This is a genomic window from Anaeromassilibacillus sp. SJQ-1, from assembly GCF_046693725.1.
In the GTDB taxonomy this organism is placed as follows: Bacteria; Bacillota; Clostridia; order Oscillospirales; family Acutalibacteraceae; genus Anaeromassilibacillus.
Genome location: NZ_JBKEIV010000010.1, coordinates 97,802 through 114,310, shown reverse-complemented (window position 1 = coordinate 114,310; position 16,509 = coordinate 97,802). Strand labels below are relative to the sequence as shown.

The 16,509-nt window shown below is 48.9% G+C and carries 12 protein-coding genes and 2 pseudogenes; 3 read left to right on the top strand and 11 right to left on the bottom strand.

From position 1 onward, the window contains the following. Nucleotides 1–17 precede the first annotated feature (17 nt). Complete coding sequence (locus ACGCCZ_RS03530) at nucleotides 18–2,912, bottom strand: acyl-CoA dehydratase activase-related protein (protein WP_411655299.1); 2,895 nt, start codon at nucleotides 2,910–2,912, stop codon at nucleotides 18–20. Between the two features lie 318 nt (nucleotides 2,913–3,230). Between ACGCCZ_RS03530 and pyrB the strand changes: the two are divergent. The 3 genes and pseudogenes from pyrB to ACGCCZ_RS03515 all read left to right on the top strand — a co-directional run bounded on the left by pyrB (nucleotide 3,231) and on the right by ACGCCZ_RS03515 (nucleotide 7,128). Further along, nucleotides 3,231–4,290: pseudogene (pyrB, locus tag ACGCCZ_RS03525) on the top strand (aspartate carbamoyltransferase). A 186-nt stretch (nucleotides 4,291–4,476) separates the two neighbouring features. Further along, nucleotides 4,477–5,223, top strand: a complete 747-nt coding sequence (locus tag ACGCCZ_RS03520) for a YebC/PmpR family DNA-binding transcriptional regulator (RefSeq protein ID WP_054323640.1) — start codon at nucleotides 4,477–4,479, stop codon at nucleotides 5,221–5,223. A gap of 168 nt (nucleotides 5,224–5,391) precedes the next feature. Further along, on the top strand, nucleotides 5,392–7,128 hold the full coding sequence (locus ACGCCZ_RS03515) for a PASTA domain-containing protein (RefSeq protein WP_054323639.1): 1,737 nt from the start codon (nucleotides 5,392–5,394) through the stop codon (nucleotides 7,126–7,128). A gap of 641 nt (nucleotides 7,129–7,769) precedes the next feature. On the opposite strand, the gene ACGCCZ_RS03510 is transcribed toward ACGCCZ_RS03515, so the two are convergent. The 10 genes and pseudogenes from ACGCCZ_RS03510 to ACGCCZ_RS03465 all read right to left on the bottom strand — a co-directional run bounded on the left by ACGCCZ_RS03510 (nucleotide 7,770) and on the right by ACGCCZ_RS03465 (nucleotide 16,501). After that, nucleotides 7,770–8,564: an amidohydrolase family protein gene (locus ACGCCZ_RS03510; RefSeq protein ID WP_411655298.1), complete on the bottom strand. Its 795-nt coding sequence runs from the start codon at nucleotides 8,562–8,564 to the stop codon at nucleotides 7,770–7,772. A 145-nt stretch (nucleotides 8,565–8,709) separates the two neighbouring features. Then, the gene (gene rpsR, locus ACGCCZ_RS03505) at nucleotides 8,710–8,970 is read right to left on the bottom strand and encodes a 30S ribosomal protein S18 (protein ID WP_054323638.1); all 261 of its coding nucleotides are present in this window, start codon (nucleotides 8,968–8,970) and stop codon (nucleotides 8,710–8,712) included. A gap of 40 nt (nucleotides 8,971–9,010) precedes the next feature. Next, entirely contained in the window at nucleotides 9,011–9,502 is a 492-nt protein-coding gene (locus ACGCCZ_RS03500; RefSeq protein WP_054323637.1) for a single-stranded DNA-binding protein, read from the bottom strand. 5 nt (nucleotides 9,503–9,507) lie between these two features. Further along, nucleotides 9,508–9,822, bottom strand: coding sequence for a 30S ribosomal protein S6 (gene rpsF, locus ACGCCZ_RS03495; RefSeq protein ID WP_054323636.1), 315 nt, complete (start codon nucleotides 9,820–9,822; stop codon nucleotides 9,508–9,510). A 121-nt stretch (nucleotides 9,823–9,943) separates the two neighbouring features. Further along, the gene (gene galU, locus ACGCCZ_RS03490; RefSeq protein ID WP_085531956.1) at nucleotides 9,944–10,819 is read right to left on the bottom strand and encodes a UTP--glucose-1-phosphate uridylyltransferase GalU; all 876 of its coding nucleotides are present in this window, start codon (nucleotides 10,817–10,819) and stop codon (nucleotides 9,944–9,946) included. Between the two features lie 115 nt (nucleotides 10,820–10,934). Next, nucleotides 10,935–12,014 carry an RING finger protein gene (locus tag ACGCCZ_RS03485; RefSeq protein ID WP_085531958.1) on the bottom strand — a complete coding sequence of 360 codons (1,080 nt, stop codon included), beginning with the start codon at nucleotides 12,012–12,014 and terminating at the stop codon, nucleotides 10,935–10,937. A gap of 346 nt (nucleotides 12,015–12,360) precedes the next feature. After that, nucleotides 12,361–12,618: an HPr family phosphocarrier protein gene (locus ACGCCZ_RS03480; RefSeq protein WP_054323633.1), complete on the bottom strand. Its 258-nt coding sequence runs from the start codon at nucleotides 12,616–12,618 to the stop codon at nucleotides 12,361–12,363. A gap of 305 nt (nucleotides 12,619–12,923) precedes the next feature. Beyond that, the gene (locus ACGCCZ_RS03475; RefSeq protein ID WP_411655297.1) at nucleotides 12,924–14,846 is read right to left on the bottom strand and encodes a PTS fructose transporter subunit IIABC; all 1,923 of its coding nucleotides are present in this window, start codon (nucleotides 14,844–14,846) and stop codon (nucleotides 12,924–12,926) included. Between the two features lie 32 nt (nucleotides 14,847–14,878). Next, nucleotides 14,879–15,732: pseudogene (pfkB, locus tag ACGCCZ_RS03470) on the bottom strand (1-phosphofructokinase). Continuing rightward, nucleotides 15,626–16,501 (bottom strand): DeoR/GlpR family DNA-binding transcription regulator, encoded by an 876-nt coding sequence (locus ACGCCZ_RS03465; RefSeq protein WP_411655296.1) that lies wholly within the window; start codon nucleotides 16,499–16,501, stop codon nucleotides 15,626–15,628. The pseudogene pfkB and the gene ACGCCZ_RS03465 overlap by 107 nt, the downstream one beginning before the upstream one ends. Between the last annotated feature and the right edge of the window lie 8 nt (nucleotides 16,502–16,509).

Here is a 16,509-nt window from a genome sequence, read left to right as displayed (position 1 = left end):
CTCCTTTCGGATGGGTCCTAGCCCTCCAGAGCGGCGAACAGGCTGCGCAGTCGAATTTTCACTGCGCCAAGGTTCGTGATTTCGTCAATCTTAATCTGCGTATAAATCTTTCCGTGGGATTCCAAAATACTGCGTACTTCATCCGTCGTGATGGCGTCCACACCACAGCCAAAGGAGACAAGCTGTACAAGATTCATATCCTTTTGGTTGCCGATGTATTCGGCAGCCGCATACAAACGCGCATGATACGTCCACTGGTTTAGAACACCAACTGGAAATTTTGTTTCTTTGGCGCTGATGACATCCTCCGAAATGACGGCGGCGCTCAAACTGGTGATGAGCTTGTCAATGCCATGATTGATTTCCGGGTCCAAGTGGTACGGGCGGCCGCTTAGAATAATGATTGGCTTGCCCTCAGCACGTGCCTGTGCAATCATCTCATCGCCCTTATTGCGGATTTTCTGCATATATGCATCATACTCCGCATAAGCGGCCTTGGCTGCTTGCTTTACCTCGGATAAGGAAATCCCCTCAAAATATTGGGCTAAAATGGCATGCATTTTCTTGGGAAAATCACGCTTTCGGTGAATCCCAACATAATCATGGATAAAGTTTAATCCGCGCAAGTCTGCCATATTGGCTGCGATTACCTCAGGATAATAAGCTACAACTGGACAATTGTAGTGGTTGTCTCCCAACTTCTCATCAAAATTGTAGGACATACACGGATAGAAAATCGTCTGAATGCCACGCTCAATCAATGCATCGACATGTCCATGCATCAGTTTAGCAGGGAAACAGACGGTATCGCTCGGAATGGTACTCTGTCCCCGGATATATAATTCACGAGAGGAAAGGGGGGAGGTGACAACCTCAAATCCAAGCTTTGTAAAGAAGGTGTGCCAGAATGGCAGCAGTTCATATAAGTTTAATCCCATAGGAAGACCGATCTTTCCGCGAGGTCCCTCCTGTGGATGGTAGGAACGAAGGGTTTCCAACTTAAAGGCATACATATTTTGTTCGCTTGTGTTGGCCCGTTTTGTTACAGGCTTTTCACAGCGGTTGCCGCCGATGAAACGGCGGTTTCCACCAAAGACATTGATGGTCAGACGGCAATGATTGTTGCACAGTCCGCAGGAAGTTACGCGGACCTCGTGTGTAAAGTTTTCCAGTTCTTCTAACGAGAGCAGCGAGCTGGCTTTTCCCGCTTTCTTCATAGAATAAAGCGCTGCGCCATACGCACCCATCAGTCCGGAGATGTCCGGGCGAACCACATTGACGCCGAGTTCCTTTTCGAAGACACGCAGAACCGCGTCGTTCAGGAATGTCCCTCCCTGAACAACGATGTTCTTTCCCAATTCTTCCGCAGAAGAAGCGCGGATAACCTTATAAATTGCATTTTTGACCACACTGACGGAAAGGCCTGCGGATATATCCTCTGTCGTTGCACCGTCCTTTTGTGCCTGCTTGACCGACGAATTCATAAAGACTGTGCAGCGGGAACCCAGGTCTACCGGATGCTTTGCGAATAGACCGAGCTTTGCAAAATCTTGGATACTATAACCCAAAGTATTGGCAAAAGTTTGCAGGAAGGAACCGCAGCCGGAGGAACAGGCTTCGTTTAAGAAGATGTTGTCAATAGCGCCTTTCCGGATTTTAAAGCACTTCATGTCCTGTCCACCGATATCAATGACAAAATCGACATCGGGAAGAAAATGCTTGGCGGCTGTAAAGTGTGCGACGGTTTCCACGATTCCCCAATCGATGCCAAAGGCATTTTTTAAAAGTTCTTCTCCGTAACCAGTGACCGCAGAAGAGCGAATTTTTATATGGGGATGATCGTGGTATAGTTTCAATAGATATTCCCGGATAATTGGCACTGGATTACCAGAATTGCTCTGATACATAGAATCCAGAATTTCGCCGTCTTTTCCCAGCAAGACTGTCTTTACCGTCGTTGAACCGGCGTCTACACCGAGATAGGCTTCCCCCATATACGTGGAAATGTCCCCCCGTTGTGCTTGGCACGCTTCATGGCGTTTCCGGAATGCTTCATACTCCTCTTGGCCGTTGAACAGAGGGTCAATGGATAAAAACGCCGCCTTGGTTCCATAGTTGGCAATATTCGCCAAAGCCGTTTCCAGATCAATAGAGGTTGCGCTGCTGAAGGCGGCGCCGAGCGCTACATAGTACAAAGAATTCTCCGGACAAAGCCCTTTTACCTTCAACGCGGCGTCAAATGCATCGCGTAGCCCGGATAAAAAGGTAAGAGGTCCACCCAAATAGACTACATTGCCCTTGATTTGCCGTCCTTGAGCGAGGCCGGCGATCGTCTGGTTGGCCACGGCGGCAAAAATACTGGCAGAAATATCGCTCTTACGCGCCCCTTGATTCAGAAGTGGCTGAATATCCGACTTGGCAAATACGCCGCATCGGGAGGCAATGGTATAAATTTTTTCATATTGAGCGGCAAGCTCGTTCATCTCATCTAGGGAGATATTCAGCAAGGTGGCCATCTGGTCGATGAATGCTCCGGTACCGCCGGCACAGGAACCGTTCATGCGGACCTCCATTCCGCCGGATAAAAAGAGGATCTTGGCATCCTCGCCACCCAATTCAATGATGACATCTGCATTCGGAATCAGCTTTCCGATGGCGATGCGTGTAGCATACACCTCTTGCATAAAGGGGAGATTGCAGGTTTCCGCAACTCCCATTCCAGCAGAACCGGAGACGGTGATTTGCGCTTCTTCGCCATGGATGACCTCATCGCGTATTTTGGTGAGCAATTCGCTCATCTTCTCCGTAATCTGTGAAAGATGGCGTTCATAGGACTTATAAACGATATTGTTCTGGTCGTCGAGAACGACACACTTTATAGTGGTGGAACCGACGTCTAAACCGACTTTCAATATGACACCCTCTTCTGGCTTTTTAGCCGCTTTGTAGCCACAGTCTCCATGCGGCTACCACTCGTGAAAATGTTAACTATATTAAATATCTGATAACACATTTTACGAAAAAGCAGGGGAATTGTCAAGAGACGTTCTGTGAAATTCGGCCTGTCAATATCTGGCCATGCTGTGCGCTTTGACGGGAAGACGCTTGTAAAATACGGGAAAGGGTGATAGAATGGTAAAAATAAGAATGGGGTGGTATGCTTGGATATCAGCAAATTGCGCGGTGAAGTCAAACTCAGCAAACTAGGTGGTATTGTACAGATCAGCAATATGATTGATCTGGATCAATCCAGCTTAGCAGAAATCGGGGAAATGATCGCGCTGGCCAATCAGATCCGAAATTATCCAAAGGAATACTGCGAATCGTGCCGTGGAAAGATCATGGCGACCTTGTTCTATGAACCCTCCACCCGGACCAAGATGTCTTTTCAGACAGCGATGCTCCGCCTAGGGGGCGAGGTCATCGGCTTTGACAATCCTCAGAGTTCCTCTGTCAGCAAGGGGGAGAGCTTGAAGGAGTACCGTGACCGTGGTGAGTGGTTATGCGGATATTTTGGTGATCCGCCATCCGTTGGAGGGGGCAGCAGAGGCTGGAGCGATGTATTCGCGTGTTCCAGTAATCAATGCGGGGGATGGAGGGCACCTGCATCCGACGCAAACATTGACCGATCTGGTTACCTTATATAATGAAAAGGGAAGGCTGGACAACCTTTGTATCGGTCTCTGTGGCGATCTCAAGTATGGACGTACCGTGCATTCGCTGATTAAAACCATGACGAGGTATCACAACAACTCCTTTGTACTGATCTCAACCCCGGAATTGGCCCTGCCCAATTATGTGAAGGACTTTATGAATGCCGCGGGCTGTAAATATGTGGAGGTTCCAAGCCTGAGCGAGGCCATGCCGATGTTGGACGTACTTTATATGACGCGCATTCAACAGGAACGTTTTGCCAGCCGGGAGCAGTATGAAGCGCAAAAAGGCGTCTATGTGTTGGACCGGGAAAAGCTGAATATGGGTAAAAAGGATTTAAAGGTGCTGCATCCGTTGCCGCGTGTGGATGAAATCACGCCGGATGTGGACGACGACCCACGTGCGGCATATTTCAAGCAGACAGTCTATGGTATGTATGCACGCATGGCACTGATTTTCAGCATGTTGATGAATCCCCAGTATAAGCGTAAAAAGCCGCCGACCCAATCCTCCCATCCTGTGGAATGTTCCAATTCAAAGTGTATTACTAAAACAGAGCCCTATCTGCCCAGACTCTTTTTTGCCGCAGGCGATATGTTAGAATGCAAGTATTGTGATGGTAGGACGCTGATATAAAGGATGGGTTTTGTTCTCAAATCCTATGGATAGAATTCCTTCATCAGTTGTGAATATCTTGTCAGATAGGGAAAAATATGATATGATAAAAAAGTATTGTAAACGTGTAAAACATAATGGGCTGGAAGCCTTCTTAAGGAAGGCGGTTTTCTTGCCAGCCATTTTGAAGAAGCAGGAGGATTTGCTATGTCAGGCCATTCGAAGTGGAACAACATCAAACGGAAAAAGGAGAAGACAGACGGTGCAAAGGCAAAGATCTTTACAAAGATCGGCCGCGAGCTGGCTGTGGCAGTGAAAGAGGGCGGTGGCCCAGACCCGGCTTCCAATTCCAAATTGAAGGATTGCATTGCAAAGGCAAAGGCGGCCAACGTACCGAATGAAAATATTGAGCGTATCATCAAAAAGGCAGCGGGAGAAGGGGACGACTCCAAATACGAGAACATTACATACGAGGGGTATGGTCCGAGCGGTATTGCTGTCATTGTGGAGACTCTGACAGATAATCGCAATCGTACAGCGGGAGATGTGCGCCATTATTTTGACAAATTTGGCGGAAACCTGGGCACGAGCGGTTGCGTTTCCTTTATGTTTTCCCAGAAGGGCGTGCTGGTAATTGAGCGCGAGGGACTGGAAGAGGACAAGGTAATGGAGGATTGCCTCGAGGCGGGCGCTGCGGATTTCCAGGCAGACGAGGATGTATTTGAGATTTATACCGAGCCGGATGACTTCAGTGGCGTATTGGACGATTTGACGCAGAAGGGCTATGAATTCGTTTCGGCTGAGGTGGAGATGGTGCCCAGCACCTATACGACGTTAACGGATGAAGATGCGATCACGAAGATGCGCCGTCTGCTGGATGCTTTAGAGGACAACGACGATGTGCAGAATGTGTGGCACAACTGGGAGAACGCAGACGAAGACGACGAGGAATAAAAACGGTTTCTTTCAGCAACAATAGATGGTATAAAGTTTAGGAACCGTTGGGATGGGTTAAAACCTTTCCGTAAATCTTTCTCAACAAACAGTTGAAGGGGATGAAAGACCGGGCGGCAATGTTTGGCTGCCCGCCCATGCGGTTTCGTGAAAAGTGGAGGAAACGACATGGCTGGTTACGAGAACCTGTGCATGAACTGTATGTCTGATACAGCCGGAAAAAGTGAATGTCCCAATTGCGGCTGCCAGGCCGGTGAGCCACAGGCGCCGCATGCTTTGCCTCTGCGGGCTGTATTGCAGGATCGATATATTGTTGGGTGCGTGAAAACCAACAATGGTGAAGGCATGACCTATATTGGATATGATATGGTATTGCGTATTCCTGTAGAACTGCGAGAGTTTTTTCCACAGAGTTTGTGCGAACGTGTGGAAGGAGAAGCCGAAATTCGAGTCCAATCAGGGAACGAAGTGGCCTTCAATGAATACTTGGCGGATTTTTTAAGTTGCGCTCGTGAGATTGCTCATTTGCGGGAGTTGTCTACGATTATACAGATCTATGACATTTTTGAAGAGAACCACACAGCCTATACGGTATCGGAGTGGCATGAAAGCATCCCTCTTCGCTATTATGTGGAGCGCAGTGGAGGAAATCTCAATTGGAATGCTGCGCGGCAGCTCTTTATGCCGGTTCTTTCCGCACTAAGTACCATGCATGCGGCCAAGGTCAGCCATTTAGGAATTTCTCCGGATACATTGCGCATTCTCAAGGATGGGAGAATGGTTTTAGGGAGCTTTTCCATTGCAGCAGTTCGAAGGGCAGACGCCGATTTGCCCGCTGACCTGACGCCGGGGTGTGCAGCTATAGAGCAGTATGTGATGGGATACGTGCCGGATGAGTCGACGGATGTCTACGGGTTTGCAGCTTCGCTTTTCTTTGCTTTGACTGGAGAGCTGCCACAGGATGCGCTTAAACGGCGCACAGACCCACGGCTGTTGATCCCCACCAATATTTTGCGGACAATTCCTCCGCATGTGGTGACTGCGTTGGCAAACGCATTACAGGTGATGCCGGATAAACGTACATCTACTTTTGAACGTTTGCGTGCGGAACTTTCCGCTGCTCCGACTATTACAGCCACGATCGAAGGGCCTGAACTTTTGGGAGGAATGGAACCTACGGAGCCTCCTAAGAAGAAGGAGCATACTGCTGCGTGGGTGTTGGTTCCCTGTGTGTTGGCGTTGGTTCTTTTCACAGCGGTTGGAGTGCTTTGGCTTTCCTATGGAGGACCTTTTTCACAAAGCCAGGTTTCTGCCGAAGTTGATATGGAGACGGAGTCCAGTGATCCCGTTGCTTCAAACAACAGCGAAGAAGCGGCAATGTTGCGGATGAGTCCCGGCGATTCCGCCTTGCAGAATGAAAAGATGGAGGCGCCGAATCTGGTTGGTCAAAGCTATGCGTCTTTGGTAGAGGTCACCTCTTCTGGTGCAGATTATCAAATTCTCCGTTCATCGGAGGAGTTCAGCGATGCAGTTCCAGAGGGGGAAGTGATCTCACAATCGCCTGCCCCCGGCGAGGAGATGGATCGGGGAGGCTCCATCGTTGTAGTGGTAAGCAAAGGGCCGGAGATTCGAGCGCTTCCCTCAATTATCGGAAAAACGCTTGCAGACGCCTCGACAACGGTCACAGCTGCGGGATTTGTCCCAACGAAGGCGGAAGCGTACAGCGATACGATACCAGCGGGTTATGCAATTGGCTATCAGGGCAAGGAAGAGGGAGAGGAACTTCCTTATGGGGCCCAGGTTGTGATCGTAATCAGCGAAGGGCCAGAAAACCCGGAGTTACTGTCTGCTGAATCATCGGAAACATCTTCTCAGCAAGATGCTTCGATTTCACTTGTAGAATAAAAATGGAAAATAGAAACAGACAAGCTGAAACAAATTTCATTTCAGCTTGTCTGTTTCTATTTAAGCCCTTATACAGTTGAGCGGAGGGAAACAGAGAACCCTGGATACGGATGTGAGATACACGGTCATGCAAAAACTCACCAAACACTATAATAGGGTTGTTAAGTCCTATTGCAACAAGAAAGGTAGAGGTATAGTAAGTCCAACAGTTTGGCACATACCCAAAGGGGGACCCATAGCTCTGCTGGAGAGAATAAGAGCCCCTACGCGTCCAGGCAATGTGACAAATCAACAGCAATCGTCTCATATCAAAAGGCTTCTGCGCTGGTACATAAAACCTTCCGTTTATGGGGATTGTGGAACTGCAAATGCGAGGGAATTTATTGGAGAGGATTTGCCAATAGGAAACCCTAATGGCTCGTTCACAAGCCCACAGTTTAACAGGAATCCATGACTATGTACCTTTGATAATAGGAAAAACATCGGCAAACTGGATGGGTTCAGACAAAATCGATAGAGGAGAAAACTGGGAAAGGATGCCCCCTGGTGAAAGCCAAGGCTTCTAAATACGGACTAGCTGCTCGACCGTTTTCCGTTTGAAAAGCTTCAGTTTGCCGATGAATGTAAAAAACAATGAAATATCAGGGGGTCAGCCCTAACAGACGCTGAGCATTTTTAAAATAAATATTTTCTTTTTCACGATCGGAGAGATGTGTTCGCTCAATGAATGCAAATTCATCACAGGAACGGCTCCAGGGACAATCGCTGGCGAACAAAACCTGTTCAGAACCATGTTTGGACACAAGGCGTTCGAATTGTTCCGGAGAACATAGGCGGGCGGACATCGCGGTATCGATGAATAACGGCAAGCCCGCCACAAATTCTTCTGCTTCCTGATAACGGGCCATCCCTCCCATGTGTGCGGCGATCATTGTCATATGTGGAAACTGCTTGACCACCTTGGCAACAGCCTGTGGTGTCGCGTGGACCTGATTGGGAGAGAGAGGGTCCCAACCGGTATGGAAGGTTACCGGCAATTCAAGAGAAGAGATGGCATCGTAAATGGGAAACATTTTGGGATCATCAATAAAAAAATCCTGATAGTCGGGATGTAGCTTTACACCGTACAAACCGAGATCCTTGATCCGCTGTAGCTCATCCAGTGCATCCGGAGCATCTGGATGTACGGATCCGAAACGATAGATCACAGGGTCGTCAATGGATGCAGCCCAGTTGTTGACGATCGTCTGTTGACTTGGCTTAGTGGCAATATTCATTGCTATAGCGGCATCGACCCCCCAATCTTGTAATTTTTCTTTTGTATCAGTGAGAGTACCGTTTGTAAAGTAGGGACTTTTGCAGATATTGGAAAGATTGGTCAGCGCCTTTTGCGCAATTTTTTCTGAAAACATATGGATATGTGCATCTATTAACATAGTAAGACTCCTGTTCCAAAAGGGATTCCCCGTTGATTACCAAGGAATATGGCTTCATGCGGGATAATACAAAAAGGATGCGAGCGCAACGCACCCGCATCCTTTTTATGCAAAGCCCTATGGGGCCTGCGATATTCTAATTTTATCAGTCGCTACTAAACGGGAGCAGCGCAAGATGACGGGCGCGCTTGATTGCCACAGTCAGTTGACGCTGATGGCGCGCGCAAGTGCCGGTTACTCTGCGGGGCAGAATCTTTGCTCTCTCAGAGATAAAACGGCGCAATTTTGCGACATCCTTATAATCGATGGTTTCGATCTTATCTACGCAGAAGCTGCAAACCTTCTTGCGGCCTTTGCGCCCACCCGGACGGCGATTTTCGCGCTCGGGTCTATCACCATATGCCATAACGGAAACCTCCTTTTTCAGTCTTTTCGATCATTTAGGATTAGAACGGCAGATCATCGTCAGAGGGAATCTCCTCAAAATCACCCGTATTTCCACTTGTATAAGCGGGGGCGGGCTGTTCTGGGATCGGCTCTGTTCTGGAGTGATAATTGTTCTCGTAGTTGCCTCCGCCGTAATTCCCGCCAGCATAACTGCCTCCACCGGAGGAGTCGCGTTTGGGTTCAGCGAAATGGACGTTGTCCGCAACGATTTCAAAAGCTTTGCGCTTGTTGCCTTGACTATCCGTATACGTACGGGTCTGAATTGACCCTTGTACAGCAACCAACTGTCCCTTGCGGAAGTATTTGCATACAAAATCCGCTGTATTACGCCAAGCCACAATATCGATGAAATCGGTTTGCCGGTCAGCGCCGGATTTTACATACGAACGGTCTACGGCGAGTGTAAAACTCGTCACAGAAATGTCGTTGGCCGTATGACGCAATTCGGGATCGGCCACAAGGCGGCCCATCAAAACAGCAACGTTGAGCATTTCAATCACTCTTTCTTTGCCTTTTCAGGTTCTTTCTTGATGATCAAGGAACGAAGAACACCGTCGGTGATCTTGTAGATACGGTCCAGCTCTGCGGTGAAGGCAGGAACGCTCGTAAAGTCGATCAGAACGTAATAACCTTCCGCCTCTTTGTTGATCAAATAAGCAAGTCTGCGCTTGCCCCACTCGTCAACTGCTTCGACCGTACCGTTAGCAGCGATCAGATCCTTGAATTTCTGAACCAAGGATGCGATGCCGTCCTCTCCCAGCTTAGTGGAAAGAATGAAAACGGTCTCATAGGAATTTGTTACTTCTGGCATTGTGTTGCACCTCCTTTTGGACATTAGGCCCCGCATAAAAATCCGGGGCAAGGATAGAAAGCCACTTATATGGCTAACAAACCTATTATATCAGTCAAAGAACAACGAGTCAACTAAAATTTTACAGACTTTTGCTGATTTCTTTCAGATATGCGCGGAAAGCATCCCCGATTTCTGGATGGCGCAGTGCCACCTCGACAGAGGCCTGCATAATTCCCAGCTTGTTGCCCATGTCATAGCGAGTACCGGTAAAATCCACAGCAACCATCCCTTTGCTGCGGGCCATAGTGCCCATTGCGTCAGTCAACTGGATTTCACCGCCAGCGCCGGGTTGCGTGTTGTCCAAAATATCAAAAATATCGGGTGTAAGGACGCAACGCCCCAAGATCGAGAACAAGGATAAAATCTTGTCCGGCGTGGGCTTCTCCACCATGTCCGTACACTTATAGTAATTGTCGTGGATGGGGTCCACCTTTAGAGAGCTGTATTTGGTGATCGCTTCCGGTGTGACCTCTTTTACGCCTAACACACCAAGGCCAAATTCCTCGTAGGCGCGGATTAATTGGCCGCAGGCCGGGTCCTCACCGATGATTACATCATCGCCATAAAGGACGGCAAACGGTTCCTTTCCGACAAAGGAACGCGCACAGTTTACAGCATGGCCCAAGCCGCGCGTCTCTTTTTGACGGACAAAATAGATGTTTGCCATATGCGAAATATCGACAATTTCTTTTAGAATCTTTTCTTTTTCCGGCCCGCCGCTCGTCAGACGTGCTTCCAATTCCGGGACACGGTCGAAGTGGTCTTCGATCAGCCCCTTGCCGCGGTTGGTGATGATGAGAATGTCCGTGATTCCGGAGTGTACAGCTTCTTCCACAATATATTGAATAGCGGGCTTGTCCACAATGGGGAGCATTTCCTTCGGCATGGATTTTGTGGCCGGAAGCACGCGTGTGCCCAGACCGGCTGCGGGTATGACGGCTTTTGTTACCTTCACTGGAATTCCTCCTTAAAGTCATGATGGAACGCGCGTTGCGCCTGCTTTGATCTGTCTTTAGCCTATGTGCAAATATCCATACTATGCTTTCCAATGAGATGTATTTTCCCTACGTCTAATAGAGAAAGAGCTGGGGAAGATAGACAACCATCATGTAGCAAACCAGCAAACAGATGGCGAGGGATGTATTGACACCTCCATTTAACTGAAGGCGAACTGCGTAGTCCGACGGATCGGGATTTTCTTCCCGAAGGGTACGTATTTTGTGAATACAGTGATTCATGTACATACGGTTTCCATTCAGACCAACAAATAACATGATGATAAAACGGATGAGAGAGAGCAGGCTGGGAGTCCATACGAGGAAGATCTGCCAAGGCGCTTGCTGCATCAACAGAGACATAAACTGTACGGACTGTTCCATGGTTGGATAAGCAGCATTGATGTCGACACCGACCTGTTGCATCAAGTCCATAATGATGGGAGTGGCGAAATGATAGGAAACAAAGGTTGAAAGTACGTAGATCAGCAGCATAATACCGGTGAAAATAGCGCCCCACTTATACTGCTTGCGGTAAAGCATCCACCCACCGGTGAAAAGAAACGCAGAAAAATTAAAACGGTTCCGATGGTAACGCTTCCGATTAAAGAATGTCGGAAGATAGTACTGAGGGTTGGTCTGCACAAATTTTGCCACATCCCCTGCTGTAACTCCTTCGTCCAGTTGTTCGTCCTGTCCAACACCGCCCATTGGATCAAAGGCAAACGGATAGGGACCTGTGTATGGAGCATTGGGCGCACCGGGATTTTGATAGGGGGGCGGGTTGGGCACGCCGGGGTTCTGATAGGGCGGAGTGCTGTTATGAGGGGGGCCATAAGGGGAATATCCTCCCTTTGGCATTGGCCCATTGGATTCCGCGCCGCTCAACGGTTGGCCACATTGATCGCAAAAGAGCGCTTCGCGGGCATTCTTTTTCCCACAGCGCGGACAAGCTTTCCCCTCATCTGTTTCCGCATTCTGTTCGGGCGGTTTCCAAGCGTCCGGAGTTCCATGTTTATCTTCAAAGATACAATGTCCAGCTTGCTGATAGCAGGCACGGTGATAGGGCGCACCGCACTCCGGACAAACAACAATATCGTCGTCAGTGCCAAACGGTTTGCCGCACACAGGGCATTTCAAACCGGTATAATCCATTTGATGTCCTCCTTGTTGGGGGTCTTACGAGCCCACAATCCATTAATATAGTATTCTATCGTTTTTTAGGAGAAACTGCAAGCTTTCCAAGGATAAGTTTTCAGCCTATTCATAGTTTTTGAAGAATACGGCAAAGAAGAATACGGTAAATTGGATACTTTTTGGAGTTCCCTTCAAGGATGGACGGAATCGTGGGGGATAGATGTTTGAATGCTTGTTGAAAAAACGGCGTGTTACGGTATATGAAAGGAAATAACAGAGCGATTTTTATCCATAAATGAGTGAACGAATGACACAAAAAAGCAGCTCTTGGAAATTTCCAAGAGCTGCCCGGTTGCATTATAGTTTACAGATTCTCTTTAAAGAATGCCTCTAGTGCAGGAGCCGCCGTATCTTCATCTGCACCTTCCACACATACTGTAACGGTCTCGCCCTTTTTAGCAGCAAGGCCCATCACGGAGAAAATCTTCTTTGCATCACCGCTTTTATCATCCTTTTTGATGGTGACAGCACTGGCAAATTCCTTCGCCTTCTTGACAAGCAGACCGGCCGGTCTGGCGTGGATTCCCTCTGCGTCGGTAATGACATACTGAAATTCCTTCATATCGAATATCTCCTTGTCTTTCAATTGGTCCAATGGATTCCAAACTTCCCCAGAGGACCTGTTATTATTCTTATTATAGGAGGAAAGTAGAGCCGGGTCAAGGGATTGGCGGCGGTTTTCAGCGTGGAAAGGAAAAAAGAATCGTTTCCGTCCAAAAACCTTTTTAGAGGGCTTTTTAGGCGGGTGGTATCCGCCGCCTGATTGCTTTAAAACGCTTAAAAACAATCGCATTTACCTTCCCAGAGTCTGGTAAAGACTCTGGGAAGGATCTGTGCCATACTTTTCAAAGGGGACGCAGGAAGCGATTATTGATCCTCTTTGATCGGCTTTTTGAGGAGTGCCAAAAGAATCATGGAGATAACCGAGCCGATCAAGAGAGAAACCAGGTACATCGGCCAATTTTGGACCACTGCGAATACAAAGATACCTCCATGGGGCGCTGGAAGCGTACAGCCAAACAGCATGGACAGAGCGCCGGCCACCGCAGACCCGACCACACAGGAGGGTATGACACGCAGCGGGTCGGCTGCGGCGAAGGGAATAACGCCCTCTGTGATAAAGGAGAAACCCATAATGTAGTTCGTAACCGTTGTTTGGCGTTCTTTTGCAGTGAAACGGTTTTTGAAGAATGTGGTGCACAGGGCCACGGCAAGAGGGGGCACCATGCCGCCAATCATAACGGCTGCCATCACACCGGAGGAAACCGGATCGCCGGCAGCGTTGATGAGCGAAGCGGTACCGAATACATAGGCTGCCTTATTGAAAGGACCGCCCATATCGATGCTCATCATACCGCCGACAATTGCGCCGAGAATCACGCCGCTGGTTGCATTCATGCTGGATAACGTGTTACTAATCCATAGGTTCAGTGCAGAAACCGGCGGATTGATAATAAATTGGATGATAACGCCAATAGCCAAAATACCGACAACGGGATAGATCAACACTGGTTTGGTGCCTTCCAGTGACTTGGGAAGTTTTGCGCAAAGTTTTTCCAAGCCAAGCATCAGGTAACCGGCGACAAAACCGGCGATCAATGCACCAAGAAACCCGGAACCGCCAGCATTTGCCAGCGCGCCGCCGACAAACCCTACAGCGAGGCCCGGACGGTCCGCAATACTCATAGCGATGAATCCGGCAAGAATGGGAAGCATGAAACCGAATGCCGCATTGCCGATGGTCTTAAAGAGGGCCGCGGCGGGGGAATTCATACCGAAGTTGGCGGGGTCGCCGCCCGGTGCAAGGATGGTATCGAGCAGAAAGGCGAGTGCGATTAGAATACCACCGCCAATGACGAAAGGAAGCATGTTGGAGACGCCGTTCATCAGATGCTTGTAGATCTGATGGCCGATCCCCTCCTTTTCGGCGGAGGCTTCGGTTTTTGTCGATCCGCCTTGTGCATGGAATACCGGTGCTTTGCCGTCGAGAATGGTCTGAATCAGTTCTTGTGGGCGAGAGATGCCATCGGATACCTGCGTCTGGATAACAGGCTTTCCGTTAAAACGGGGCATATCCACTTTTGTATCCGCGGCGACAATGATGCCGTCCGCGGCAGAGATCTCCGCCGGTGTCAAGACGTTTTTCTTTCCTCCGGACCCATTGGTCTCAACTTTTATCGTTACGCCCATTTCCTTAGCCTTTTCTTCAAGGCTTTCCGCTGCCATGTAGGTATGTGCAATTCCTGTTGGGCAGGCGGTTACAGCAAGGACACGGTAAGTACCAGGAGCAACATGCTTTGCTTCGGCCTCCTTTTTCTGAGTTTCCGCGACCTTTTTGTTTTCAGCTTCATCGACTAGGCGGAGAAATTCATCCTTATCTTTGGCATCGATCAGGCTCTGCCGGAAATCATCATCCATCAACAGGACACTCAGGCGGCCCAGGACATCCAGGTGTATATTGTCCTCCGTGTCCGGCGCTGCAATCAGGAAGAAGAGCTTTGTGGGTTCCCCGTCCAGAGATTCAAAATCCACGCCGTCATGTGCCACGATCACCGCCAGGCCGGCCCGTTGAACCGCCTTTGTCTTTGCGTGTGGGATCGCAACGCCTTCCCCGATGCCGGTAGAGCCGATGGTCTCCCGTTTTAAAACACATGCTTTATACACTTCTTTGTCGAGAATATTGCCAGACCGCACCATCAGGTCCACTAGAAGATCGATTGCCTCCGCTTTGCTTTTTGGTGCCGCATGCAGGTCCATAGCGTCTTTGTTTAGAAGTTCCGTAATACGCATAAAAAGTCCTCCTATCAAAAATCTCAAGCGGTTTATAGGGTTTTCAAGAGCTTCCGAATATCGTCGCCGCTGGCCAGCCACTCTTGAAACGCGGAGGCGCTGCCTGCGGCCAACCCAGTTTTAAAAGCAGTTTCATAGTTATGCGAAGAAGATAACCAGCGAGGAATCCCGCGACCATGGAATCGCCAGCCCCAACAGAGTTGACGACCTTCCCTTTTGGGGGAAGACTCTTGTGGATCGTTCCGCCTTCATCCACTAGGATCGCCCCATCTCCAGCCATTGAAATCAGAACATTGCGCGCCCCCATCTGTTGAAGTTTTTGCGCATAGAAGATGATCTCTTGATCCGTTCGAAGCGATTGTCCAAAGAGATCGCCCAACTCGTGGTTGTTTGGTTTGATGAGGAAAGGGTGGTACTTCAACACATTGCGCAGCAACTCCCCGGTAGCGTCTACTACCACGCGGATATTACGACCTTCCAGCTGTTGCAGAATCCTTTCATAAATATTGGATGGTAAGGTATTGGGGATACTTCCTGCTAATACCAAAAGATCTCCGTCTAAAAGTTGGTCCAACTTTTGGAACAGGTTTTGCAAGTTTTCTGTGGTGAGATTTGGCCCCTGTCCATTGATTTCACTTTCCTGTTCAGCCTGGATCTTCACGTTGATCCGTGAAAACCCTTCCGGTACTTGGATGAAATCTGTGCGGCAGCCACATCGATCGAGTAACCGGCAGATTTCGTTCCCAGTGAAACCGGCGGTAAAACCGAGTGCCGTGCTTTCAACACCCAGATTGCGCAGGACAATGGAAACATTGATTCCTTTTCCGCCTGGATAGAGTTCCTCCGCCTCCGTGCGGTTGACGCTGCCGAGCGCGAGTGTGGGCAGTTTTACAATGTAATCGAGGGAGGGATTGAATGTTACCGTATAGATCATAAAGCGGTCTCCTTTCCAGATCCGTTTCAATCACAGTGGTGTGGGAACGGATCTGTTTATCCGGCAAGCTGGTGGTAATGATGGTTGCTTGGGACAAGTCGGCAAAGATCACGGAAAAGAGTTGGTTGTATTTGGAGGGGTCCGCCAGAACATAACGTTTGTTACAGCGGCGTATAGCTTCTGTTTTTACCCGTGCTTCTTCAATGTCTGGAGTGCTGAATCCATCGCGGATACCCATTCCGTTTGTACCGAAAAAACCAATCGAAAAACGGTACCGCTGTAGGCTGTGTACCGCTTCTGTACCGACAAGTGCTTCGGTTACGGCCTTGACCTTTCCAGAGAGAATATAGGCCTCCAATCCTTTTTCCGCAAGCTTCCGCGCATGTACAATTCCGTTGGTTACATAAATAGCATTTTTTTCCGTAAGATACTCTATCATGCGTTCGGTTGTAGTGCCCGCGTCCAGGAACACAAAATCATTTTTATGTACCAGGGAGGCGGCACATTGTGCGATTCGGTTTTTCTCATCTACATGAAGGCTGTGACGCACAGACGTTTTATCTTCTGTCATTTGATAGACACCATCGACCGACGTGGCGCCTCCGTGTACTTTGTTTAGCTTTCCCATCCGGTGTAGAGCGGACAAATCGCGCCGTATGGTAGATTCTGAACTGTTGAGCAGTTCTGTCAATTCTAAGACGGATACGGCTTTTTTTTTCATTCAGTCGT